The sequence below is a fragment of the Leuconostoc lactis KCTC 3528 = DSM 20202 genome, from assembly GCF_014651235.1.
GTDB classification, from domain to species: Bacteria; Bacillota; Bacilli; order Lactobacillales; family Lactobacillaceae; genus Leuconostoc; species Leuconostoc lactis.
In genome coordinates, this window is record NZ_BMWM01000007.1 from 1 (window position 1) to 24,247 (window position 24,247).

Here is a 24,247-nt window from a genome sequence, read left to right on the forward strand (position 1 = left end):
AACACCATTAAAGACCTTGATGGGTTTTTCTGTCCACTTAAATGTTCAACTTAAATTTTACAATCTGCCAAATCAAAAAAGTCAAGTTAAGATCATTCTTTCAATAAGAATTACTATTCATTATACCTTTTTTTAAGCTTTTAAGCATGTATTATTAAAATCCGTCGCAAAAAAAGACAACCTAACGGTTGTCTTTGGCATCTCATTTGAGTTATTTTTTAGGCGCGTGCTAATGAAGCGGCACCAATAACACCGGCATCATTACCCAATTCGGCCAACTTAACACGCGTTGATGTCCGAACAGTTGGGAAAGCAAATGTTTGCCAGTTCTTTTCGACACGTGCGCGCAAGAATTCACCAGCTGCAGCCACACCACCACCGATAACAACGGCTGATGGGTTCAAAATGTTTGACATTGCCGCTGTGGCATAACCAAGGTAGTAAGCCACCTTGTCCACCACTTCATTGGCCAAGAAGTCACCATCTTTTGCCAAATCAAAGACAATCTTTGATGTCACTTCGTCACCGTCAGAAATCAATTGCTTCAACTTTGATGAACCAACGTAAGCTTCTGAAAAATCTTGTGCCAAGTGTACAACACCTGTTGCTGAGGCGTATTGTTCCAAGCAACCGCGGTTACCGCATGTGCACAAGTAACCATTTGGTTCAACAACCACGTGACCAACTTCACCACCAGCACCGGCTGTTCCGTGAATCAATTGCCCATTGGCAACCAAACCACCACCAACACCAGTACCAAGTGTCACGAATGACACATCCTTATCATTGTTACCGGCACCCTTCCAGGCTTCACCAAGTGCAGCAGCATTGGCATCGTTGTCAAGCGTCAAAGGCAAACCAGTACCAGCTTCGATATCAGTCTTAACCGGTTGTTCTGTCTTCCAGTTCAAGTTGAAGGCACCAGTGACTGTTCCTGTTTCACGGTTAACCGTACCAGGTGTTCCCATCCCAATACCAATCACACGTTCGCGATCCAATTGGTACAAATCAAGATGGTGATTAATTGACGCAATAATGTCTGGTACAATGTGTGACCCTTCATCAAAAATGTTTGTCTTAATTGACCACTTTTGTTGAATTTCACCTGCATCAGTCAAGATTGCAAATTTAATTGTTGTCCCACCAAGGTCAACACCGATGAGCTTATCTTTAGCCATTGTTTTTTGGTGTATGTCGCCAATATGGTAGGTCACTCACATGCCCTACCGAGCCACATACATTTCCTCCTAAGAAATTTATTACCCATTTATTCTAACAGAAAACACCGACGATATGCAAGCGTTTTCATAGTTTTCAAAACAATTTTCATGCACTTTAGTCACTCGGATTGGCGACTTCTTGTTCATGCTCATGCACTAAAATAATCTTCATTCGTGCATATTCCTGCCTGTCAATCACATCAGCTTTATACAAATTATCCACTTCCAATGCAGCCACTTCAATATCCCACAAACGCTTGCCAACATGAATGTAAACCCCAAAACGCTTGAGATACGTCAAAATATCATAAAAGTTTTTCATCCCATACCACCTTTTGATAACCATGTTAGGAGCACTAACAACCCACTCACCCCAACAAGTGTCCAACGCATATACAGCGGAAACTTCCCTGAACGTCCGTAAAAGCCGGCCATGACAGCAAACATCATCCCACCAATCAGGCCACCAATATGGCCCCACATATCAACACCATTGGCGCCAAAACCCGTCACCAAATTCAATCCGACAAAGAGTAACAAGGTTGTCCCTTGCGCACGAATTTCGGGATCATGCCGAAATTGACTGGCAAACATCAGCAACCCACCAAACAACCCAAACAAGGCAGTGGAAGCACCGACAGACACCGTCAAGGGTGCGAAAAGATAGGACATGATATTACCCACCACGCCACCAAATAAGTACAAACCTAAAAATTTGCGGTGACCAAAGGCCGCTTCTGCTAAGGGGCCAATAAACCAAAGTGTTAACATGTTGGTGATAATGTGTAACCAACCAGCATGTAAAAAAATTGGTGTGAGCAATCGCCAATACTGGTGATCAATGGCAATCGCTGGTCCCCACTTGGCGCCCAGCGCAACTAATAATTGCCCATTCGTTGTTTGCCCATGGCCCATGATGACCTCCACCACAAACATCGCAAGGCTGATCGCCACGAGACTAACTGTTACTGGGGCTTTTTTAAATTGTATCTGAATCGCATCTATCATGTGTTTATTGTACACCCAAACTCACCACGCGACCAACGCTCAAGGCTACGAGCTGTGGGTCATGGAAAGTATAAGTTGGATATTCTTGCTGTAAGGCTTGCTGATATAAACGGAGCTGACCACGATAACGTTGGACTAACTTGGCCAAATCTTCTGTCATGCGATCTGGTCGGATATAATCCGTTTTATAGTCAAAAAGCGTGATCGATTGGGTTGTATGATCGATGAAATAACCATCAATAATCCCGTGAACCAACACCGGTGCCGAATCTGCTAAGCCTTGATAAATCTGGTTAGCTGGCATAATCATGGCAAATGTCGCTTCCCGTGTTAAAGTTGTTGCGTGTTGCATGACCCGTTGTGCAAACGGTGTCGCTAGGAAGTGTAAGATTTGATCTAAATTAATTAAGTCAGCGACTGGTTGCGTCATCCGCCCATTCGCAACCAGTTGGTCTCGCAGCACCGCCAACGACTCACGTGTTTGCGGTACGGTAAAATCTAACAATTGCAACATTAAGTGCGTTGCCGTCCCAATGGCAGCACTTGAAGGTTGTTGTGACCCATCCGTCATAAACGTTGGTAACGTTAAATTTTCTGGCACTAAATCGTTGGCTGGCGACAGCTGTCCATTTTCCATCACTGTCAAGGAGACCATTTGCTTACGGTCAGGATCTTCAAATAATCGTTTCATCTCACTGACAGATTGATACGCCGCCGTCTGGGTCGCTGCCATACTAGGGTACTGATACCCCAACATCGCTTGCGCCACCTGGAAATCTTTGGCATCGTAATCTTGACTGTTCGGCGTGGCTACCTCAGTTGGGGTCACATTATCCGTTGGTAAATGTAGCGTTGTTTCCGGTACTAAATTCACCGTCAGTTGACCCGTTTGCGTCGTTTCTGGTCCAAGAAGACGTGGTTTGTCCCCCTCACCCAACCAAGCTTCCAACGTTGGTTCTTGTGTGCGGGCGAGAGCCAAAATCAACCAATCCAAGTAAGACTTCGCCGTCAGACGTAAATCTTCGCCTAAAAATTGGCCCGTGGTATTTTTAGCCCGTTGCCATAACGTTTGTAAGGCCGCACTTTGACCAGCTTCACTCACCGTCGCAGTCCCAATAATGTGTAATTGTTGTTCGGCACGCGTCAAAGCCACATACAAGAGCCGCATTTCCTCTGACCAACTCTGCCGTTTGAGCGCCTGTTGGACCACCAATTGTTGCAAAGTTGGCATGCTTACCAAGGCATCTGGCTGCAAATAATTAATCCCGATACCAGCATTTTTTTGCAGCAAGACTTTCCCTTTTAAATCCTTGGTGTTAAAGGCTTTATCGAATTCTGGGATAAATACAATGGGGAATTCTAGCCCTTTTGAGGCATGAATCGTCATGACACGCACCGCTTGTTCGTCTGCCTCTTGTGGCGCCTCACCCAACTGACCATCATTTTGCTGTAATTGTTCGATATACCGGACAAAGCGGAACAAGCCCGCATTGGTATTATTTTGATAAGTTCGGGCATAGGCATAGAGCGCATGCAAATTCGCTTGACGCTGACCACCACCTGGCATTCCCGCCACGTAATCGAGCCACGCTGTATCATCAAAAATCGTCCATATTAACGTCACCAGATCATTTTGAATCGCGAGCTGGTGCCATTTTCCAAATTGGTCGACAATTTTTTGCACAGCCGGGTGCGTTGTCGCATAGGTTGTTAAAGCCGTCCAAAAATCATGCTGCTGATCCGCCAACCGAATCGCGGCGAGATCATTTTCCGTTAACCCAAACATCGGCGACCGCAATACAGCCACTAACGGAATATCTTGGTGGGGATTATCAATGACCCGCAAAACATCCAGCATCAGATAAACTTCCATGGTTTGAAAATAATTCCCTACCGCTTCCACTTGCACCGGAATGCCAGCGGCGCGCAAGCTCGCCACCAAGTCAATATAACCAGCCTTTGAACGGGTTAGAATCGCAATATCCCCGTATTCTACTGGCCGCATCCCCGCCGGCGTTGCCTTACGGTCATAAATCGTTGTTTCCCGCAATGCCAATATTTTTTCCGCCAATCGGGCATACTGAGCTTGCCGTTTTTCAAAATTTTCCGCCGTTTCGTCAGTCTCTGTTGGCTCAGCTGCCTGTGCCTGCTGAGTAATAATGTCCACTGAAAAAACTGGTGGCACGCTGGCTGGATAATCAGCCTTTGGTACCAACTTGGCTTCACCAAGATAGGCAATATCCCCTAATTTTTCATCCATAAGTTGTGTGAAAATTAAGTTAGTCATGGCCGTGACGTTATTGTGTGACCGGAAATTATCGGCTAATTCAATCCGTTGATCATCGTTGTCAGCTTGCGCAAACTGTTTATATTTATGCGTAAATAGCGATGGTTCCGCCTGGCGAAAACCATAAATACTTTGTTTGACATCACCAACCATGTACATATTATGACCATTGGCGACTTGTGTCAGTAAGGTTTCTTGTAATTGGTTAATATCTTGATACTCATCGACCAAAATTTCATCAAACTGGCTCTGAATCGTTTCACGGGTTGCCGTATCGGCTAATATCTCTAATGCTAAGGCACCTAAATCAGGAAAGTCCACTAATTGGGCAGCACGCTTCGCATCAGTAAACGCCGTCCGAAACGTCTGGGTCACCAAAACCAGCGTCGCAACGAGTTGTTGTGAGGCGTCAGTGATCGTTTGCCACTGACTTTGAGTGAACCGGAAAAACGTCTCCGTGAGTTGCTTTAACTGTGATTTGGCGCCAATCACTTGGTTTTTAACCGCGACAGCTTGGGCCAAAATAGCCAAAAGTTCTGGCTCATCCGCCACGCCTTTGCTGGCCTTCGTTTCCAAACTCACCTTAGGTGGCTGTAACAGCATTTGGCGGAGATCATCCCATTGCGCACTAGTGGCCATTGTCTGCACTTGTTGCAAATAGTCTTGTATTGTGGCCAACGCAAGCGTTGTTTTCTTCAGTTCTGGCGCCCCGGACACCAAAACTTGGGCATCTTGAACCGCTGCCAATAGCGGTGTGATAGTGGTTGTCAACGTTGGTAGGATATGTTGTTGGTACAGGTCAGATTGCGTGATCGCCGTTGTCAAATCTAACTGATTGTCAGCGAGTTGGGCTAACCACGCGGTACCATCAGGACGTGCTTCTGCAAAATCCGTGAGTTTTAAGATAATGTCTTGTAACGCATCATCTTGTCCTGGTTGCCCAAAGTTATGGACTAAGGCCAAAAAATCGGCGTGATGTTCGTGGTCTTCTTCATAGAACGCCGCCAAAACCTGAGCGAGAACATCTTGGCGTAACATATCACGTTCGGCTGTATCCGAAAGCAATCGGAATTGTGGATCCAACCCGATGACATGGTAATAATTTTCAATCAAACGTAACGCATAAGCGTCAATTGTTGAAATATTGGCCGCTGGTAAAAGTAACAACTGTTCCTGTAAAAAGCGTTTGGTTGCCGCATCAACTGCTGGTAGCCGTTTTTCAATCGCCACCTCTAAACGTTCCCGCATTTCTTGCGCTGCCGCATTAGTAAAGGTCACAATTAAAAAGTTGGTCACACTGGCCCCGTTTAAAATTTTCTGAATCAAACGTTCAATTAAAACCGTCGTTTTCCCAGAGCCCGCTGATGCGGCAACTAAAATATTGTGCCCTGTGTCATCAACTGCACGTTGTTGATTAACTGTGAATGTCGTGCTCATCTGCCGCCTCCTCTTGCAAAATCTTTAAAATGGCTGTTTTTCCCTTGGGAGATTCAGGCCGATAGCGATCACCCAATGAGCGATCAAAACGTAAAATATCGGTATACGGTGTGTACTGCAAGCTCCCCATTGTTGGCAACAAAGGAAATTCACCACCTAAAATGTGGTCGCCAGCTTGTGTGATATTTTCAGCATTGTGCTGCAACAATAAGCCAAAACCGTCTGCTTCGACAAAATCGCTCGTCGCATACAATTGTCCATTATTCTTCTTTTTCAGCTGATAAAATAGCGCGGCTTCACCGTTATCCAGCAGTTCCAAACTATCGAGATAATCTGGCTCCGCCACAAATAACCCACGATATTTGAAAATTTCCGGCGGCACCTGACCTGCCAACAAAGCATCAACATCGCCCTTAAAGTCGGCAATGCGGCGACGTTCCGGCGCAATTTTAGCAAAAAAGGCACCGCCAATGTCTTCAACACCAAGTGCTTCCGCATTTTTTTGCGCGGCCTGCCAATAAGTCAGCAATTGCATTTGTAACCCGTCAAAGGCTTGCGCCCAATCAAATTGTTTTCCGTTAGATTTGTAGTCAATAATCGTCCCAAACACGCCATTCGGATCTTGACGATCTAACCGATCAATTTTACCGCGGACTTTAATTGGCCCCCGTCGGCCAGAAAATTCTAGCGCTGGCAATGCACCCTTAACCGGAAAGCCAAAGAGCTGTTCCACTGCTTGTGGATAAGACCTATTAGCACGGGCAGCTTGCTGCAAGTTTAGCATGAGTTGTCGACTAATTTTGGCTAAATGGTCACGCACTGCCCGCATTTTCCCATTAGTCGCCAGTAATTGATACACTGGTAGCGACAATTCAGCGGTCATGGCCTGTGAGACAAGGTCTAATAAGTCGTCTGTCGTCACATCGCGTAAACTCACCTGCCGCTGGATCAACTCGCGGATCACTTGTTCTAACACGGCATGGTATAACGTTCCCGTTTGGGCCACATTCAGTTCGTTGGTCGTGCGCTCTTTAAGCCGTAACCCATACTGCAAAAAATAAGCCAACGGATTATTATAATAACTTTCCAGTTGCGAAATGGACACATTTAACTGTTGACCAAATAAGGACTGAACAAATTCAGGACGTAAAATTTCTGTTTGATTGCGATAATTTGGTGCGGATAACACGCGTTCTAATCGCTCTTGTTGCGTCACACTAATGGCATTTTGTAAGGCCTTAAACGCCGACGACTGTTGATAAGTAGGGATTAATTTCACTAATTCAGACAAGGTTGCTCGTGGCGTGCTTGTGTAATTTTTCAACAATGCCGCACTATCTACTGGCACTCGTGTGATTTTGTCAACTGGTGTTTGGAACGTCGAGACGAGTCGTTGATAAAATGGCGACATGTCCGCAATTTTCCCCGCACTATCAAGGACCGGATAAGACAAAGTAACGCTGGTATTGGCCGATGACAAGGCACCATAAAATAGCAAATTTTCTTCAGCCATTTGTTGTTGCGCAGTGTTTTGTAAGTATTTCGGTTGCTCACCAGCTTGTAAGGCTGGTTGCACAATCAAACGCTCAGCATCATTGATCAAAGCCGTCGTCTTAGCTTGTGCTGGTAGGTTTGTCCGTGTCCCCCCAATAAAAAATAGATGCCGATAGCGGTTACTTTGCACAATCCCAGCTTCAGAAATGGTCAGTTGATCTAAATGATTGGGGATCCCAGAGAATTTGGCGCCCGCAAACCCAGCCGTTAAAATCGCTTTAAATTGCGCGAGGTCAAACGCTGCATCCCCATCAATGGCGACCAATTCATCTAGCGTGGCCGTGAACAGTTGCCAAACTTCACTGCCTTGCCGAGAACGGGCAAGCTCACCGGCCGCAAGATACTGATCACGCTGTGCCAAAATGGCATCTGTTACATGATACTTTTGCAACCACATGACCAAGCCGGTTGCCGCTTCCCGCATCGTTTTAGCGTGATCAAAACTTTCTTGTAACGCATCAAAGGCCGCCAAAATAAACCGACGTAAGGTTTCAATACGCCGATTAATCTGTTGATCTACCGTTTCTAAGGTGACATCATCATCAGCAACCTCATCTGTCATTGTAAACAATTCAAAGGGCTGGTCTAAGTCCCGCCACCGTGCTTCAAATGGCTTATTGGCATATAGATAGTTATCAAAATAACTCACCACATCAAAAAATTCAGCTTCCGACACTAATGCTTGATCTTGAAACGGTCGCAGAAGGCTCGTTTTTAAAATTGCCATGACATTTTGGTATTGCAAACGTTCATGCGTTGGCATGAGCAAATTCAGCAACAATTCCACTAAAGGATGATTAGCCATTTTTTGGTCGGTATCCAAAAAGTAAGGCAATTCTAATTGCGCCATGACTTCAGGGATATGATCGGTGTAAGGCGTGAGGTCACGCGCCAAAATCAAAATATCGCGCAAGTGCAAATCAGGATCGGCTAATAATAGGCGTCGAATACGCCGCCCCACTTCCTGAATCTCAACGATAGGATTTTCCGCAGCAAACACCGACAAGTCCGGCGCTGGTTGATCGGCCTGATATGGTCGGTATTCGCCGAGATGAGTCCAAGCTGTCAATAATTGCTCACTTGTTTGACTGAGGGTGCGTCTGGTCTGTGGCTGTTCAAGTCCCACCGGCTGCTGGGCTTGCTTTGCCAAGCGCATGAGTTCTTGGGCTGTTGTCATCGGTTTGAAGAAAACATCCCCTGGTTGTTGCCGACCTAATTGGTCCCCATCACCTAACAAGGCCATTGTCACAGGATAGCGTTGCACTAATTGTTGCACCACTTGCCATTCGGCACTCGTCAACCCGTTGAACCCTTCAAAATAAAAGGCCACATTTTCAAGGGGATGTTGGGCCAATTGCGTCGCTAAAAATGGTAACACTTCCAACGGTGTCATGCGGTCAGTGCCCATTTTTACAGCCAACGCATCGGCTACAATCGCTAAGTCTCTGAGTTTGGCCGCCAATGTTTGTCGTAAAAACGTCGCATCATCCGTTGTGTCATTCAAAATTTGTAACAAATCTTGAGGCGTAATGCGACTCGCTCGCAACTCAACCAGTTGGGTCACTAAAGCGGCGATAAAACCTGGTTTTGCCTGCATTCGAGCAAAAATTGGTAATTGTGGCGCGTACTCACGTAAAATATCGGACACCATAATAAATAACCCAGTATTTTGCACAATATCTGGCTGCTGATTGGGCATGTCTTTGAGCAATGCCCAAGCTAAACGAGTTAAGGAATAGACTTGTAAACGGCTTTGTGCATACAAATCTGACTGAGGATCATAGCCATTTTGTTGCGCCAGCCGTTGTAAAACCGTCACTTCACTATCAAATTTAACGTGGTTGGGCACGATATAATACACTGTGGTTGCTGCATCTTGCGCTAATTTTTGCTGAGCATCTGCCAATAACGCACCCCGTAAATCAGCCTGGGCATGCGCCATATAAATTGTTACCGCCATTTACGCCTCTTTTCATCACTTTAACACACATCTGTGTGACGTTAATTTCTCATCATACTGTCTATTTTAGCATACAAAAAGCACGTCATTTCTGACGTGCTGCTTGCTTTATCAACGACGATCTTTAAGTCGCTGTTGCATCAAATGTTGGTATCTTGTATACCAAACATCGACATATCCTTGTGAAAAAGGGCCCGTGCCTTCGTTGATCCAGTCAACTAAAATCTTAACATGTGCCTTCAGAATCTTATCGATTTCTGGTGGATAATGCCATTTTTTGCTGTGTGCTGCATATTCATCAGCGTCCAACAAATGTTTTTCCCCATCAGGGAAAACTTTGACATCTAAATCGTAATCAATATACTTTAGCGCCTCTTTATCTAAGACAAAGGGTGACGCTAAATTACAGTAATACGATACCCCATTATCACGAATCATGGCAATAATATTAAACCAATACTTTTTATGAAAATAGACAATTGCCGGTTCACGTGTCACCCACCGTCGTCCGTCGTCTTCTGTCACTAGAGTATGATCGTTTAATCCAATGATTGCATTTTCACTGGTTTTTAAAACCATGGTATCGCGCCAAGTTCGATGCAACGAGCCGTCATGCTTATAACTTTTGATCGTGATGAAATCACCTTCGCGTGGCCCGCGACTTGACTTATCAAAACTCATGATCGTACCTACTCTTCTAACACCGAATGCTATTTCATTGTATCAAATATTATACGTAAATGATAGACTACAAGCACTTTACCAAAAGAGTGCCAAAGACGGTCGTTATCTTTACTCAGAAAATTCTGTCAGCGCATCACTTTGGGTAACGGTTTGAAGAGCCACGTCAATCCATTCTGCCGAAAAGCCTTTGGTGTAAAGTTTATTTTTAACTTTATATTGTCGTTCCGACTCAGTGACATTGCGATAGCGATACCACAGCCTTTCAGCTTGCCGAATCACGTTGGCACGTTCTGTGTCTTCATCATTAGCAAAATCAATCTGCGCCACAACGGTCTGGGCAATATCAAACGAAAAGCCTTTTTGTACGAGCGCTTGGACAATCTTTTGTTGTTTAGCACGTGTGGCTTCACGTTGATAACGTTGGGCTAATTTTAGCGCGAGTTGTTCCCCAACGGCTAGCTGTTCAGCTGTTGTATAAGTTGCCAGTGCTTGGGTAATCGCTGATGCTGGTACCCCCGCTTGTTGTAATGCCAAACTAATGGCTACCGGCCCTTTGGGTGACAAGCGCTTTTTGGTCGCCACGTAATGTTTGGCATAGTTGAAATCATCAACATAACCTAACTCTTTTAATCGTGCCAATACGGCATCTTGAATCGTCTCAGTCACTTGTTGATCCGACAATTTTTGGCGGATTTGTTTTTCAGTCCGTAACGCATGGCCCAAATAATTTAACGCTGTATTCAGTGCTTTGGCAATGGCATCATCATATTTGATTTGTGCAATTAAGGCATCATCTAATTCTCGGCCCTTGGCTAAACCGTATTTAATCAAGACACTTTCTGCAACGCCGAAAGCAAAAACGTTGTCTAAGTCAATACTATAGCGTCCTGCTTGCTTTTGGGTTGCGATTTTCGTAATTTTTTTCATATTACTATTGTACGCAATCCATTCGGTAATTGCTCAAAATATGTTAAAAAATAACCAGCCACCACAATTAAAGCACGTGATCGAGACCAATTGCCAAGCCGCTCATCTGGGTTACGCCTTGTAAAGCACGCAGTACCCCTGGCACAAACGCCGCACGACTCGTCGTACTTTGGCTCAAGGTCAATTGTTCATCCAGTCCACCAAAATACACGGTTTGTTGTGCAATATAGCCTGGTAAGCGCAGCGCATGTACAGGAACAGCGTCAATCACTTCACCACGTGCTGGCCCTATCGTTGTTGGCTCCGGGTCACGTTGCCGTAAAGCCGCAATGCGCTTAGCAGTTGTCACAGCGGTCCCCGAAGGGGCATCGATTTTCTTAGGATTATGCGCTTCAACAATTTCGACGTCTGGAAAATACCGCGCTGCTAACTCGGAAAATTGCATGAGTAACACTGCTGACAAACTAAAATTAGGGACAATCAATACCCCACGTCCACCAGCTGCACGTTCCCGTAAATCAGCTACTTGGTCATCCGTTAGTCCCGTCGCACCAATGACAACGGCCATATCATGTGCAATCGCCCACACAGCATTGTCATACACTGTTGCTGGCGTACTCACATCCAAAAAAACATCTGCTGGTTGATCAATTTCTGATAGAGCTGTCCAAACCGGATAGGCACTGTCATGTGCGTGCCCACTTAAAATCCCCACAATTTCAAACGCTGAATCCATTAAACCAGTTTGAATGGCTTGTCCTAATTTACCAAAGCCCCCGGCCAAAATAACGCGCGTCATGCCCTTGCCTCCAATCGTGTCGTTAATTGTTTGGTTTCCTCAGCTGTTAATGGTAGAATGGGCAGCCGCGTGATGTTGTGCAACAAGCCTTGTTCAGCCAACTTAGCCTTCACCGGTGCGGGGGATGGCCAATGAAATAAAGCCGTCATTTTAGGCGTTAATTGACGCTGGATTTGACCAGCTTGACGCCAATCACCGGCCAACATAGCTGTAAATAAGGCCGTCATCTCATCCCCGTATAGGTGTGCTGCAACAGAAATTGTCCCGGCACCCCCCAGACTAAATGCGGCTAAAGTTTGCGCATCTTCACCGGTATAAACGGCAAAATCCTCGTGCTGAGTCAATTCAACTTCCGCCCCGATAAATTCCGCCGACGTGGTTTCCTTAATGGCATTAATATTGGGGTGTTGTGCCAACCGCACGACACTATCAACCGTCAAACCAACGGCAGAACGACCGGGAATATTATACAGCATGACGGGTTTTGTCGCGGCATCAGCAATGGCACTAAAATGGGCAATCATCCCTGCTTGGCTTGGCTTATTGTAATAGGGGGTCACAGCCAAAATGGCATCAATACCCGAAATGGCACTTAATTCACGTGCCATTTCAACAGATTCTGCCGTATTATTGGTTCCCGCATTCGCAATCAATAAGACACGATCACCAACATAACTGGCAATAAATTCTGTAACAACCAACTTTTCATCATGGGTCAAAGTTGGGGACTCTCCAGTTGTCCCAGCAATAACAAGACCTTGCGTGCCATGCGCCAACAAGTGGTCAATCACTTTCGTCAGTGCGGCATAATCAATTTGGCCGGCATGATCAAATGGTGTGACCACTGCCGTGATGAGCTGAATATTTTCGTACATAACTTTTCCTCTAAAAATTCCAAGCACTGGTTACTAAGGCTTACGCTGCAACTGTCATCCGCCAAATTAAAAAGTCTTTTAAGGCTTCAAATCCAGGGACCAGCGCTGCTTCATCAATTGATAGTTCTGGACTATGTAAGGGATGGGTATCATTGACACCAAGCCATAACATCACGCCGGGGATGTGCTGCAACAAATAACCAAAATCTTCACCAGTCATGGCTGGTTGCGCCACTTGGAAGTCAATATTATCTGCCTGCTGCATAAACGTCATCATTTGTTGTGCCAAGACTGGATCATTTTCAACTGGTAAATAACTGCCACTTTCTAGTTCAACCGCAATCTCTAAATCATTGGCCAAGGCAACACCATCAATAATTTGACGAATACGACGAATCATGATGTCAAGGCCCGCTTGCGTCATACTCCGGACAGTTCCTTCAAAATGCACAGCATCGGGAATCACATTATTAGCAATCCCACCATTAATCACCCCAATGCTCACCACCCCACCTTGCATGGGATCAACCGAACGCGACACCACCGTTTGCAGTTGCAAAATTAATTCTGCAGCAGCGACAATCGGGTCTTTGACCAAATGGGGGTAAGCCGCATGGCCACCTTGACCATGAATCGTAACCTTCAGTTCAGCCGTTCCGGCAAACAAAGTGCCTGGCCGTGTGCTCAACACCCCTGCTGGTAAATCAGGCTGATCATGGATCCCATAAAATTCATCTGGTCGCCACTCGCCTGTAAATAACCCGCGATCATAAGCTAATTTTCCACCACTCATCGCTTCTTCAGCCGGTTGAAAGAAGACAATCAAATTGTCTTTGGGCTGATGCTGACTGAAATATTGCACAATAGCTAAAGCAATACTCATATGCACATCGTGTCCACACGCATGCATTTTACCCGGATGCGTTGACGCAAATGGTAGCCCTGTTGCTTCTGTCACTGGCAACGCATCAATATCTGCCCGATAACCAATCGTTCGCTGTGGGGCCGTTCCTTGTATACGTACCAAAATAGCCGTTGGCAAGGCATCAACCGTTCGAATAGTCATTGTGTCATTTTGCCAAGATTTTAGTTGCTTTAACAAATAATCATGCGTTTTGTATTCTGCCAAGGCCAATTCGGGAATTGCATGTAAGTCGCGTCGATAGGTGCGTATGGCCGATGAAATGTCTGCTGTGTCCTGCATTATAATCCTCTCAAAGCATCAATTAAAGCTGTTTTCTGTTGGGTTTGGGCATCAATTTTTTTGATTACTTTCGCCGGTACACCAGCCACTACAGTATTAGCTGGCACATCTTTGGTCACAATGGCGCCAGCCGCAACCACGGCACCATCACCAATCTGAACCCCTTCAATCACAACGGCGTTTGCCCCGACCAATACATTATCGCCAACACGGACGGGTTCTGCTGAAGCGGGCTCAATCACCCCAGCTAGAACGGCGCCAGCGCCAATGTGTGAGTTCTTACCCACAATCGCACGACCGCCTAAGATGGCGCCCATGTCAATCATCGTGCCGGCCCCAATTTCTGCACCAATGTTGATGACTGCGCCTAACATAATCACGGCATTATCCCCAATTGTGACCTGATCTCGAATAATTGCCCCTGGCTCAATACGGGCATTCACAGCCTTTTTGTCGAGCAATGGGACAGCTGAATGCCGTGCATCATTTTCAATGTAAACATTTTCAGCTGGTAAATTAGCAATCAGTGGCGCAATATCAGCCCAATCGCCGATCAGTTGTCCAAATGACACCCCGCCAAATTGTTGCACCGTTACCGGAATTTCGCCGGCTAAGACCCCTTTATAAGTCACTTTCACAGGCGTGACTTTTTTGGCATTGGCGATGAAATCAATCAATTTTTGGGCTGCATTTTCTGTCGTTGTCATGTTTTTATCCTCTTATGATTATTCTGGTGTATTAGCAAGGTCGTAGTCACGATCTAATGCGACGATATCGGCATAAGTTTCCCGTGCCACAACCAATTGATGTGCGCCATTTTCCACGAAAACTACTGCTGGTCGTGGATTGCGGTTGTAATTGGAAGCCATGGCATAACCATAGGCGCCAGTTGCTTGAACGGCTAAGATGTCGCCAGGTTTGGTTTGCGGTAGCGCTTGCTCCCAAACTAACACATCCCCTGATTCGCAATATTTACCAGCAACCCGCACAACTTCAGTCGTTGGCGCATTGGGATCATTGGCTAACACCGCATCGTAGTTCGCTTGGTAAAGGGCTGGTCGAATATTATCCCCCATGCCTCCGTCAACGGCAAGATACTGGCGTAAATCCGGAATATCCTTGCGTGACCCAATTGTATAAAGTGTTTGCCCGGCTGGCCCAACAATCGAACGCCCTGGCTCAATCCAAATTTCCGGCATTGGCCAGGCAAATGCTTCAGCTTTTGCTTTCAGCGTGGCAATGATTGCTGCAGCATAGTCACTTTCAGGCAATGGCGTATCATCATCGGTATACCGAATCCCAAAACCACCACCAACGTTAATAACGGCTGGAGTCCAACCCCAACTATGAGCTGTATCGGCAAGTAAAGCTGCATTCTTTTCAAAGCCCGTGACATCAAAAATCTGTGACCCGATGTGTGCATGTAAGCCACGTAAATCAAGGTTTGTATCCAACCGTGCAATCTCATAAGCACGTTTTGCTTGACCAGTTAATAAATCAAAGCCAAATTTAGAATCTTGCTGACCAGTACTAATAAATTCATGGGTATGTGCTGAAATGCCTGGCGAAATACGCAGTAAAATAGCTTGTTGTACTTGGTGCGCAGCAGCAATTTCTGATAACCATTGCAATTCTAAGAAATTGTCAACAATAATCGTGCCCACGCCAGCACGCACCGCCATGCTTAGCTCATCCCAACTCTTATTATTGCCATTAAAGCTCAAATGTGCTGCTGGAAAACCGACTGCCAGAGCCGTGTATAATTCACCACCCGAGACAATATCTGCGTGGATACCCTCTTGCTGGGCAACTTGATAAATGGCCTTCGTTGAAAATGCCTTTGAGGCATAACTCACAACATAAGGGACAGCTTCGCGCTCAAAAATTGCTTTAAACGCACGCATCGTTTGACGGATTTTAGAGACGTCGTAAACATATAACGGTGTGCCATAAGTGTCGGCCAATGTGACGGCATCAACACCGTCAATGGTCAAATGTGCTTGTGCGTTTGTTGAATAATTCATATACCTTCTCCACCTTAACGATGCCCTAATTGCTAACATAAAAAGCCTTCTGTTCGAGACATGGTCACGGACAAAAGGCTTCTAAAGCTTGCATTTTTGACAGTTTCCATAGCTCACCGTTATTTCTAACGACAGTCTAATAGTTCTTAACCATTAGCCCAACAAACCAACTTTGTAGTGTTCGTTCATTTCGGCGATTTCCCCTTTGACTTACCCTCCCAATTGCTACAACAATTCAGATAAGCGACTCCTGTCAATCGCAACCTCTATGTGAAATTAAATTTTATGTTGTTATTATAATAGCTTACGCACTTAAAAATGTCAAATTTTTAATTTAATATGTCGTGTCAATGAAAGTTAATCCTAATTCTTTGCCATATTTTTGAATCGTCGCTTCTGATAAATTCATTTCAAAAGCTAAATCAATATAACTTGTCATCCCGGCGTTAAATAAGGCGAGTACTTTAGCCTTACGTTCATCTTTGCCGATCGCTGCCTCAGTCCCCAGTGCTTGTACGCCACGGCCAACGAGCGCTTGACTCGCTTCACTTTTAGGCTTGTAGTCACGTTGATCGCGTTCACGATAAGCTTGTGCGGCGGCTTTGATGTCTAATTGTTCGACTCTGACATCCGTTGTGATGTCACTGGCTTTTTTAAATTGGTAATTCAAGATCATTCCTCACAATTGGGCACGTTGTATTATCGCTTGCCCATCAACGGGGGCAAAAACGCAATTCTCATAAACGGTTGTCAAGAGATCTTCTCCTGGTTCACTTTGTGGTACCGTGACAATTTGGCCATCTCGGCGAATCACTTTAAGTAGTCCCGCTTTTGACGCTTTTGAGGCATCCGTTTTAGGCTTTTTTTGAATGTTGATGTGCTCACCAGTGGCGGTCTCCGCATAGGCTGCTTTGATAGCAAAGCGTGCGGTGTCTCGGGTAAAGCCTTCTTGTAACAAACCACCACCAGAGCCAACCACCAAGTTATCCGCTGACCAACCAGCGGCCAGCAAGGCTTCATAAAGGGCAATAATTGTGTCTGCTTTCATGCCATCGCCCTGAATAATGCCGACATTATGTTGTAAAACACGATACCCCTTGTCATTTGTCGTCGTCCCAAAAATTTCCGCAAGCAGGTCGAGTACTTGCAAATCAATGGTTAGTGGATCTCCAGAATCTGGTCTGAGAACAATTCGGCCTTCACGTGCCATAATTCGTGCTTTAATTTCTGGTGATCCAATCACATTTTTCACAAAATTGAGTGCATCGTATGAATCGATGACAATAGATAAAATAGCATCATCCGGTGCCCGATCCAATTGCGCATGGACATAGGCGAATTCACCGGCGTCAGCACCATATGACGTCGCCACCGAATGTTCCGTCGCCCAGACAGACAAAGCCCGTCCTGGCACGCCATAAACTGAGTCAAAATACGCCGAAGCTGCCATGTTATCAGAGCCACGGAAGTGCAACAAATGGGCAGCACCACCCCGTTTAGCAGATTCTAATGACGTCGCGCCACGCAACCCAAAATCATTAACTGCCAGCGCCACATTGGCTGGCGTACCCGATTGTTCAAATAATGGCGTTAACCGTTGCCGAATGACCATTGAATTCGTGGCAATGGTTGTTGGATACCACACATGCATCAAGACGTCTTCTAACGCGTTCAAACTGGTGGCAAACCAATCAGCCGTTGACTCAATCGTAAAGAGCGCATTGCCCACTGGCACCGTCATACCTTCAGGTAATGCTTTAATTTTAACGGGGAAATAACCCAGATCACGGACTTTTTCCCAAACTGAGCGATTAAAAAAGGCTGCTGTGCCAAACGTGAGTTCACTCACACGAGCCGCTTCATCGATCATCTCATCCGTGATGGGTTGGCGGAAATAGGCGTCCAAAATCATCTGCAAGCCAAACCAACTCACCTGTTCATATTGGCCGCCAACGCGCGCTTCGCCATAAGAATATAATTTTGTTAACTGGGCAGGATACTGTAAATGATGGGTTAATTTATAGGCATCCGTTGCCAAAATGACATTTTCCGTCATGCTTTTATCTCCGGTAAGTCTGTCGCGATTAACTCACGGGTAACATCGCGGTAATCGTCCCCATGTAGCCGCAATAAGCGCCAATCATAGACTTTATCATCATCAAATTCATCAATATAAGGTTCAAATTCGCCTTCCGTTTGCAAAATCAAATACCCTGCAAAGGCAGCGACAAATTCGTCATCAGAAGCTACCACACGGGTAAGTTTGCCATCATGGAAGAAACCAACCGCAAGTTGATCGCCTTGCCACTGAGCTTCCACAGCCCACTTTAACGTGATCCAATCTGACATTGTCAACCCAAGATTCAACAAATAATCAATCGACAATCGAATGTGAATTGGATGTGATTTGGTTTGGGTTTCAATGCCTTGGTCATCGAGTTGACTTGAAAAAATACCGACTAAAGCTTCCAGTTCCGCAATCGTTGGCAAACTGGCATCATCTTGCCATTCTTTGACCAAATCAGCGTTAACATCCAAGGCGTCCGCAATTTCTTGTGTGGTAATGTGTGTTAATTGTTGTAATTTTTCAATATTATTCATTTTTATGATACAGCGTTGCGACACGAACGTTTGCCCGTTGGGTCACAACTTTCCCCAATCTTTATAGTCACTCCTTAAATTATAGCACTGATCACGATGTGCCTATAAAAAAAGTCACGATTGACAGGCATTGTCATCGTGACCCATGATTCTCCAAAAACCCAGCATGAATTAAAAAATGTGGAAATTTGTGTGAAAGAAAGTAGTTTTAGACAGTCTTGCGACCGATCAACAGGCGTAATTCATGTTGGGTCAACGAACCATGCGCTGTATCTAAAATTTATCACATTTATTGTATTTTTGTCAAAAAATTGTCTAAAAAACACCTTACCCTATGCTAGAAAAACAGCACCATAACAGGCATTATCATCCCTAATTCACCCGAGCTAAAGCCAGTTGACGGCTGATCAAATACGGTAGTATAATGGCTTGTTGTAGCGTTATAAGCGCATCTTCAGGTTATGTTATCGCAACATAACCTGAATAATTTTCGATGAATTGCTTAACGTTTAACAACAGTCTATCATCATGTGCTGAGTAACCACATTAAAAGGCTTTGGGAGTGAGAATATGAGAGGAATGTTATCTTTACTTTGGATCATAACCTTGATCGCATTGGTGGCATTTTTTGTTCTATTGATCATTTTTGTGATCGACAAAGTTAAACAGCGTGACAGTAGCGTAAGCGGACGCGTATTGATCACAACGCTTGTGATGAGTCTGATACTTTTAGTGACCTCATGTGGGGCCGATGTTGGGGCCGAGACGGCCCGGGGCTTATCCTCAAATGTCGCAAAATCTGACAACTTAGCTATCACATCTGATGATGACAGTACCACTAGTCAGGACTCTGAAATTGATGTCGATGTGGAACCTGATGATAATATTCATACGATAACTGAGGTGTCACCTAACATTAGCAATAATGAACCCATTGCCTATCACACAGACATCACGTATGAGCAAGTTGCCCACGCCCCAGCTGATTTTGCTGGCGAAAAAATGCAATTTAGCGGTAAAGTGGTCAAAATTGTGCCAACTGATGGTGATGATAAAGTCCGGCTTGCAGTCAATGACAACCCTAACAACCTGTTGATTGTTGACGTGGATCAAGATTTGCTGAGCGGTTCAAACCTATCAGAAGGTCAACAAGTGACTTTTTCTGGTGTGATTGAAGGGATCGAAACCTATCAAACAGATCAAGGCGATAAAGTAACCGCCTCGTCGATGGACGCTAAAATCATTAATTACCAAACAAGTAACTAAACACACGCATGCCCGTTTGGGCGTACATAGCTAACTCACGTCTCAGTGTCACTGCAATAAAAAAGCCACCTGGCGGCAGCTTTACTTGTTATCATTTTCTTTTGCAATTTGCTTAGCGCGGTGGTTAATCACCATTGAACGGATAATACTGATAATTGTTGGCAAGATTGTCACAAAGGCAATACCAATAATGATGATTGAGAAGTTGTCCTTCACAAATGGAATATTACCAAATAGGTACCCTGCACCTGTGGCAATGAAACTCCATGAAAAGGCCGCAATCAATGTATTTCTGAAGAAATGGCTGAATGGAAATTGACTAATACCAGCTACCAAAGGCACAAACGTCCGGACAATTGGCATATAACGGCCAATGATAATGGCCATCGCCCCATGCTTTTCAAAGAAGCCTTCGGCTTCACGAATATGTTCTTCTTTGATAAAGCGGCGCATGAACGGATGCTGGAGTAACCTAGTCCCACCCGTTCGACTAATCCAAAAGTTCAAGGTGTCGCCAGCAACCGCGGCAACGAAGAACAATACCATAAACACCCAGTGATTAAGACCAGCTGCAATTCCCGCTGGCGTTGCAGCAACGGCTCCGGCAGCAAATAGTAAGGAATCACCTGGCAAAAACGGCATAATGATAGCGCCTGTTTCAACAAAAATAATAGTAAACAAAATAAGATAAGTCCATGGTCCAAATTGCGTAACCAAACTGGCAATATGGCTGTCAATATGAAGGATGAAATCAATCAGAAACATGTATTTTTTGTGTACCGCCCAGCAATAAAGCTGTGCTGTACACTTCTCCTATACGTTATTTTTTTGAATAAATTAAGTGTACCATAAAAAATATGCCATCGTGTTAAACTCCGATACCAACTTGTGATTACATTTTCAATTTTGCCAAACATACGGTAAGATATATAGATAGACACGGTCAGTTATTGTGTTAAAAATGATACAGTTGACTGACGCCTATGTCGAGTTAATTTGGATAAAATCCCAAGGAGAAAACACCATGAACGAAGCAAAGCTCATTCAAGATCTTGAAGAAATCAATCGCAATGTCGACAACAGCAAAAAGTTGCCAGGTGCAAAGAACGTCTACCTCGCTGCTGGTTGGTTCTCTGACAAGCAAGAAGAGCTCCTAAAAGACGCTTTTATTAAGTTAAGTGCGAACCCTTCAATCGCTCACATTCACGTGCCGCTTTTGCACCAATATGGCGGTGTCGCTTTAGGTGAATCAAACAACGAACCAGGCTTTGAATGGGGTGCCATGACTTATAAGGCTGATATTAAGGCCATTGATAACTCAGATATTACGGTTGCTGTGTTTGAAGCCGAAAATCCAGACAGTGGTACAGCGATGGAATTAGGTTATTCTGTTGCCTCTAACACACCTGTTGTGTCTGTTTTTGATGGTAACCTTGACGAACACCCAATTAACTTGATGCTTTCTTTCGGTACTGATGCGCATGTTACATCAACTGCCGAACTAGCTGACTATGATTTCTTTGACATCACACCAAACCGTTACATGGGTAAGTTGATCTAAATTTAAGATGTCAAGTATAAACACTTGACACGACTTTTGAAAAACCTATTGACAAAAGCGTTAAATTTCGATAAACTTGACTAGTTGATAAATTGAAACGAAAGGAGGTGCCATTATGGCTACCCCATCAAACAAGAACTCTAAGTCTCACAAGCGTAACCGCCGCGGACACATCGGTTTGAATGTTCCTAACATTTTGTTGGATCAAGCAACTGGTGAATACCGTGTTGCCCACCGTGTTTCACCTTCTGGTGTTTACAACGGCAAGCAAGTTGCTGAAAAGAAGTAATATTGCAAATTAACCCATACCTTACGGTATGGGTTTTTGTTTTCCCTGCTATCGGCCCAACTTCACACAAACAACAAACACATTGCGATTATGTGGTAAAATAGTGTCATGACAATTACAATTAGAGAAGCAGCGGTTGACTCTGTCGAAGCCGCCAAACTGATGCGCCGTAAAGGCGCAAACCGTATTGAATTAAGTGCCGATCTTGAAGTTGGTGCGTTAACCCCAGATACACGGACAATTATTGATACCCTAATGGCAATCGATGATGTGCCAGTCATTATTATGGTTCGGCCACGGCCAGGCGATTTTGCCTACAATGACCTGGAATTACAACAAATGCAGGATAGTCTCCAACAAATTGCTGATGTTGGTGGTCAATATGTCACCTTTGGGGTTGTCCGCGACCAACAATTGGATCAAACAGCCATGGCCCAACTCATTCAAGTGGCAACTGACTTAGATTTAGAAGTCGTCATGCATATGGCTTTTGATGCTATCGCCGTTGATGCGCAACCGGCCGCAATGTTTTGGCTAGCTGACCAGGGCGTCAAGCGTATTTTAATGCACGGTGGTCCACTTACAACACCGATTTTTGATTGTGTGCCACACCTGCAAACACTCGTTAATACGGCCCCTGCCGGCCTTACCATTTTGCCAGGCGGTGGCATCACTCCTGACAATGCCCAACGCTTAGCGGATTCGTTAGGTGTCACGGAAGTTCATGGGTCTCAAATTGTTTAAACTTACAAGCTTGACTGGTCACTTTAACATTTGTGTGAAGTGACTTTTTTATATCACACCTTTCAGTCGCGCACACGTGGCCAATATTAAGAAAAACGAGGACGTTATAATGCCATTAGACGGGCTATTTACCCATGCTTTAGTGCATGAATTTAACACATTACTGACCGGTGGCCGAATCACAAAGGTCCACCAACCCTATCCGAATGAAATTGTGCTCGTTGTGCGCAATAACGGGACTAACTATCCCCTCCTCTTAAGTGCCCATCCGACTTATGCTCGAGCACAAATCACACGGATTCCTTACGAAAATCCACAAACAGCACCAAACTTTGTGATGTTTTTGCGTCGTTACCTCGAAGGGGCAAAACTCCAAAAAATCGAACAAATCGCCAACGATCGGATCATTAATTTTTATGTCAATGCCCGCAATGAACTCGGTGACATCGAAGAAATTCGCTTAACTTTAGAAATGATGGGTCGCCACTCCAACCTGTTCTTAGTGCGTGAACACGATCAACGTATTTTAGAATTGATTAAACATGTGCCAGCTGATCAAAATCGGGTGCGCTCACTCATGCCTGGTGCCACTTATGTCATGCCACCAGCACAAGATCGCTTAAACCCATTTACGGCTGGCTTTGCGACCTTGGCACCCATGATTTTAGATCGTCCGGCTGACCAGTGGCCACAAATCATTCAGGCCACTTATCAAGGTTTTAGCCGCGATGCCGCCACGGCATTGGCTAATGCGATTGCTCAACCTGGTGATCCCTTGCAACATGCCCACGATTGGCTAGGCAATTTTGATGCGCCAACGCCAACGCTGTTTACCAGTGATAAAGGTGCGCTCAGTTATGCTGCCTTCCCTTGGCAGCAGCCAGCCGCAGACATCACAACTTTTGAGACGTTAGGTGAACTGCTTGATGCTTATTATATCGGTAAAGCCGAGCGCGAACGGGTTAATCAACAAGCTGGCTCACTCGTACGTGTTGTTAAAAACGAACTCAAGAAAAATCAAGCCAAGCGCAAAAAATTGCTGGCCACGCTTGAAGATGCCGAAAACGCTGATGAGTTGAAGGTGATGGGCGATTTGCTGATTACTTACCCACATCTCGTTGAAAAAGGCATGACTTCAGTCGCAATCGAAAATTATTACGACAATAACAACCTGTTAACCATTCCACTCGATCCTAAATTAAATGGGTTGAAGAATGCCGAAAAATACTTTAATAAGTACCGCAAGTTACGCACAGCCGTCGCCTATGTCAATGAGCAAATGGCCTTAACGGATGCCGAAATTGATTATTTCAATAACATTGTGGCGCAGTTAGATGTTGCCTCACCCAAAGATGTTGAAGATATCCGCTTAGAATTAACGACTGGTGGTTATATTCGTGCCAACAAAAAGAACAAGCAAAAGCCAAAGGTCTCACAACCGGATCGCTTTATCAGTTCTGACGGGACGTTGATTGAAGTCGGCAAGAACAATTTACAAAACGAGCGTTTGTCATTAAAACAAGCCGATCGGCGTGATATCTGGCTACACGTCCAAAAAATCCCCGGCTCACACGTTGTGATTCGTGACGCAAAGCCATCTGACGAAACGCTACTTGAAGCAGCCAAACTTGCGGCCTACTTCAGCAAGGCCAGAGAGTCTGCCAATGTGCCAGTCGATTATTTACCGGCAGGTAAATTGCGAAAGCCAAACGGCGCAAAGCCAGGATTTGTGATTTTTGAAGGCCAACAAACCCTCTATGTCACACCTGATGCTAACCTAGTTCGTCAACTCAAAGCTAATCACTAA

General features: G+C 45.0%; 21 protein-coding genes and 1 riboswitch. Of the genes, 5 read left to right on the forward strand and 16 right to left on the reverse strand.

What is annotated here, in order from left to right:
- Positions 1-218: 218 nt before the first annotated feature.
- From IE039_RS03125 to IE039_RS03195, 15 genes are all read right to left on the reverse strand, one after another.
- Complete coding sequence (locus IE039_RS03125) at positions 219-1,178, reverse strand: ROK family glucokinase (RefSeq protein ID WP_010004507.1); 960 nt, start codon at positions 1,176-1,178, stop codon at positions 219-221.
- A 157-nt stretch (positions 1,179-1,335) separates the two neighbouring features.
- Positions 1,336-1,542: a YqgQ family protein gene (locus IE039_RS03130; RefSeq protein ID WP_010004506.1), complete on the reverse strand. Its 207-nt coding sequence runs from the start codon at positions 1,540-1,542 to the stop codon at positions 1,336-1,338.
- Complete coding sequence (locus IE039_RS03135) at positions 1,539-2,228, reverse strand: rhomboid family intramembrane serine protease (RefSeq protein WP_068853108.1); 690 nt, start codon at positions 2,226-2,228, stop codon at positions 1,539-1,541. The genes IE039_RS03130 and IE039_RS03135 overlap by 4 nt, the downstream gene beginning before the upstream one ends.
- 4 nt (positions 2,229-2,232) lie before the next feature.
- On the reverse strand, positions 2,233-5,952 hold the full coding sequence (gene addA, locus IE039_RS03140; RefSeq protein ID WP_189428710.1) for a helicase-exonuclease AddAB subunit AddA: 3,720 nt from the start codon (positions 5,950-5,952) through the stop codon (positions 2,233-2,235).
- Complete coding sequence (locus tag IE039_RS03145; RefSeq protein ID WP_189428711.1) at positions 5,930-9,466, reverse strand: PD-(D/E)XK nuclease family protein; 3,537 nt, start codon at positions 9,464-9,466, stop codon at positions 5,930-5,932. The genes addA and IE039_RS03145 overlap by 23 nt, the downstream gene beginning before the upstream one ends.
- 111 nt (positions 9,467-9,577) lie before the next feature.
- Positions 9,578-10,147: a nucleoside tri-diphosphate phosphatase gene (ntdP, locus tag IE039_RS03150; protein WP_010002498.1), complete on the reverse strand. Its 570-nt coding sequence runs from the start codon at positions 10,145-10,147 to the stop codon at positions 9,578-9,580.
- Positions 10,148-10,258: 111 nt separating this feature from the next.
- Positions 10,259-11,077, reverse strand: coding sequence for a recombination regulator RecX (recX, locus tag IE039_RS03155; RefSeq protein WP_010002497.1), 819 nt, complete (start codon positions 11,075-11,077; stop codon positions 10,259-10,261).
- A gap of 67 nt (positions 11,078-11,144) precedes the next feature.
- Positions 11,145-11,876 (reverse strand): 4-hydroxy-tetrahydrodipicolinate reductase, encoded by a 732-nt coding sequence (dapB, locus tag IE039_RS03160; protein ID WP_010002496.1) that lies wholly within the window; start codon positions 11,874-11,876, stop codon positions 11,145-11,147.
- Entirely contained in the window at positions 11,873-12,751 is an 879-nt protein-coding gene (gene dapA, locus IE039_RS03165) for a 4-hydroxy-tetrahydrodipicolinate synthase (RefSeq protein ID WP_010002495.1), read from the reverse strand. Before dapA ends, dapB begins: the two co-directional genes overlap by 4 nt.
- A gap of 40 nt (positions 12,752-12,791) precedes the next feature.
- Positions 12,792-13,955, reverse strand: coding sequence for an N-acetyldiaminopimelate deacetylase (locus tag IE039_RS03170; RefSeq protein ID WP_010002493.1), 1,164 nt, complete (start codon positions 13,953-13,955; stop codon positions 12,792-12,794).
- On the reverse strand, positions 13,955-14,662 hold the full coding sequence (gene dapD, locus IE039_RS03175; protein WP_010002492.1) for a 2,3,4,5-tetrahydropyridine-2,6-dicarboxylate N-acetyltransferase: 708 nt from the start codon (positions 14,660-14,662) through the stop codon (positions 13,955-13,957). The genes IE039_RS03170 and dapD overlap by 1 nt, the downstream gene beginning before the upstream one ends.
- Positions 14,663-14,680: 18 nt before the next feature.
- Positions 14,681-15,979 (reverse strand): diaminopimelate decarboxylase, encoded by a 1,299-nt coding sequence (gene lysA / locus IE039_RS03180; RefSeq protein ID WP_189428712.1) that lies wholly within the window; start codon positions 15,977-15,979, stop codon positions 14,681-14,683.
- A gap of 101 nt (positions 15,980-16,080) precedes the next feature.
- Positions 16,081-16,256, reverse strand: a riboswitch (Lysine riboswitch).
- A 57-nt stretch (positions 16,257-16,313) separates the two neighbouring features.
- Entirely contained in the window at positions 16,314-16,649 is a 336-nt protein-coding gene (locus IE039_RS03185; protein ID WP_189428731.1) for a hypothetical protein, read from the reverse strand.
- 9 nt (positions 16,650-16,658) lie between these two features.
- Positions 16,659-18,035: a nicotinate phosphoribosyltransferase gene (locus tag IE039_RS03190; RefSeq protein WP_019039955.1), complete on the reverse strand. Its 1,377-nt coding sequence runs from the start codon at positions 18,033-18,035 to the stop codon at positions 16,659-16,661.
- On the reverse strand, positions 18,032-18,580 hold the full coding sequence (locus IE039_RS03195) for a hypothetical protein (protein WP_010006408.1): 549 nt from the start codon (positions 18,578-18,580) through the stop codon (positions 18,032-18,034). Before IE039_RS03195 ends, IE039_RS03190 begins: the two co-directional genes overlap by 4 nt.
- Positions 18,581-19,294: 714 nt before the next feature.
- Between IE039_RS03195 and IE039_RS03200 the strand changes: the two genes are divergently transcribed.
- Entirely contained in the window at positions 19,295-19,846 is a 552-nt protein-coding gene (locus tag IE039_RS03200) for a hypothetical protein (protein ID WP_189428713.1), read from the forward strand.
- An 81-nt stretch (positions 19,847-19,927) separates the two neighbouring features.
- Here the strand turns inward: IE039_RS03200 and IE039_RS03205 are convergent, their stop codons facing one another.
- The gene (locus IE039_RS03205) at positions 19,928-20,611 is read right to left on the reverse strand and encodes a VTT domain-containing protein (RefSeq protein WP_189428714.1); all 684 of its coding nucleotides are present in this window, start codon (positions 20,609-20,611) and stop codon (positions 19,928-19,930) included.
- Positions 20,612-20,870: 259 nt separating this feature from the next.
- On the opposite strand from IE039_RS03205, the gene IE039_RS03210 reads away from it, so the two are divergent.
- From IE039_RS03210 to IE039_RS03225, 4 genes are all read left to right on the forward strand, one after another.
- Positions 20,871-21,407: a nucleoside 2-deoxyribosyltransferase gene (locus IE039_RS03210; protein ID WP_010004677.1), complete on the forward strand. Its 537-nt coding sequence runs from the start codon at positions 20,871-20,873 to the stop codon at positions 21,405-21,407.
- Positions 21,408-21,522: 115 nt separating this feature from the next.
- A complete protein-coding gene (gene rpmF / locus IE039_RS03215; RefSeq protein ID WP_010000541.1) occupies positions 21,523-21,696 on the forward strand; it encodes a 50S ribosomal protein L32 in 174 nt (57 codons plus the stop codon).
- Positions 21,697-21,804: 108 nt separating this feature from the next.
- The gene (locus IE039_RS03220; RefSeq protein WP_010002974.1) at positions 21,805-22,440 is read left to right on the forward strand and encodes a copper homeostasis protein CutC; all 636 of its coding nucleotides are present in this window, start codon (positions 21,805-21,807) and stop codon (positions 22,438-22,440) included.
- A 109-nt stretch (positions 22,441-22,549) separates the two neighbouring features.
- The gene (locus tag IE039_RS03225; protein WP_010002975.1) at positions 22,550-24,247 is read left to right on the forward strand and encodes an NFACT RNA binding domain-containing protein; all 1,698 of its coding nucleotides are present in this window, start codon (positions 22,550-22,552) and stop codon (positions 24,245-24,247) included.

Bases quoted from the DNA above. Each gene is read 5' to 3' on its own strand.
- rpmF (WP_010000541.1), top strand. From the start codon at position 21,523: ATGGCTACCCCATCAAACAAGAACTCTAAGTCTCACAAGCGTAACCGC.
- IE039_RS03195 (WP_010006408.1), bottom strand. From the start codon at position 18,580: ATGAATAATATTGAAAAATTACAACAATTAACACACATTACCACACAA.
- IE039_RS03170 (WP_010002493.1), bottom strand. From the start codon at position 13,955: ATGCAGGACACAGCAGACATTTCATCGGCCATACGCACCTATCGACGC.
- dapD (WP_010002492.1), bottom strand. From the start codon at position 14,662: ATGACAACGACAGAAAATGCAGCCCAAAAATTGATTGATTTCATCGCC.
- IE039_RS03220 (WP_010002974.1), top strand. From the start codon at position 21,805: ATGACAATTACAATTAGAGAAGCAGCGGTTGACTCTGTCGAAGCCGCC.
- IE039_RS03210 (WP_010004677.1), top strand. From the start codon at position 20,871: ATGAACGAAGCAAAGCTCATTCAAGATCTTGAAGAAATCAATCGCAAT.
- dapB (WP_010002496.1), bottom strand. From the start codon at position 11,876: ATGACGCGCGTTATTTTGGCCGGGGGCTTTGGTAAATTAGGACAAGCC.
- lysA (WP_189428712.1), bottom strand. From the start codon at position 15,979: ATGAATTATTCAACAAACGCACAAGCACATTTGACCATTGACGGTGTT.
- IE039_RS03145 (WP_189428711.1), bottom strand. From the start codon at position 9,466: ATGGCGGTAACAATTTATATGGCGCATGCCCAGGCTGATTTACGGGGT.
- IE039_RS03205 (WP_189428714.1), bottom strand. From the start codon at position 20,611: ATGTTTCTGATTGATTTCATCCTTCATATTGACAGCCATATTGCCAGT.
- IE039_RS03135 (WP_068853108.1), bottom strand. From the start codon at position 2,228: ATGATAGATGCGATTCAGATACAATTTAAAAAAGCCCCAGTAACAGTT.
- IE039_RS03190 (WP_019039955.1), bottom strand. From the start codon at position 18,035: ATGACGGAAAATGTCATTTTGGCAACGGATGCCTATAAATTAACCCAT.
- IE039_RS03125 (WP_010004507.1), bottom strand. From the start codon at position 1,178: ATGGCTAAAGATAAGCTCATCGGTGTTGACCTTGGTGGGACAACAATT.
- recX (WP_010002497.1), bottom strand. From the start codon at position 11,077: ATGAAAAAAATTACGAAAATCGCAACCCAAAAGCAAGCAGGACGCTAT.
- IE039_RS03200 (WP_189428713.1), top strand. From the start codon at position 19,295: ATGAGTCTGATACTTTTAGTGACCTCATGTGGGGCCGATGTTGGGGCC.
- ntdP (WP_010002498.1), bottom strand. From the start codon at position 10,147: ATGAGTTTTGATAAGTCAAGTCGCGGGCCACGCGAAGGTGATTTCATC.
- IE039_RS03225 (WP_010002975.1), top strand. From the start codon at position 22,550: ATGCCATTAGACGGGCTATTTACCCATGCTTTAGTGCATGAATTTAAC.
- addA (WP_189428710.1), bottom strand. From the start codon at position 5,952: ATGAGCACGACATTCACAGTTAATCAACAACGTGCAGTTGATGACACA.
- IE039_RS03130 (WP_010004506.1), bottom strand. From the start codon at position 1,542: ATGAAAAACTTTTATGATATTTTGACGTATCTCAAGCGTTTTGGGGTT.
- dapA (WP_010002495.1), bottom strand. From the start codon at position 12,751: ATGTACGAAAATATTCAGCTCATCACGGCAGTGGTCACACCATTTGAT.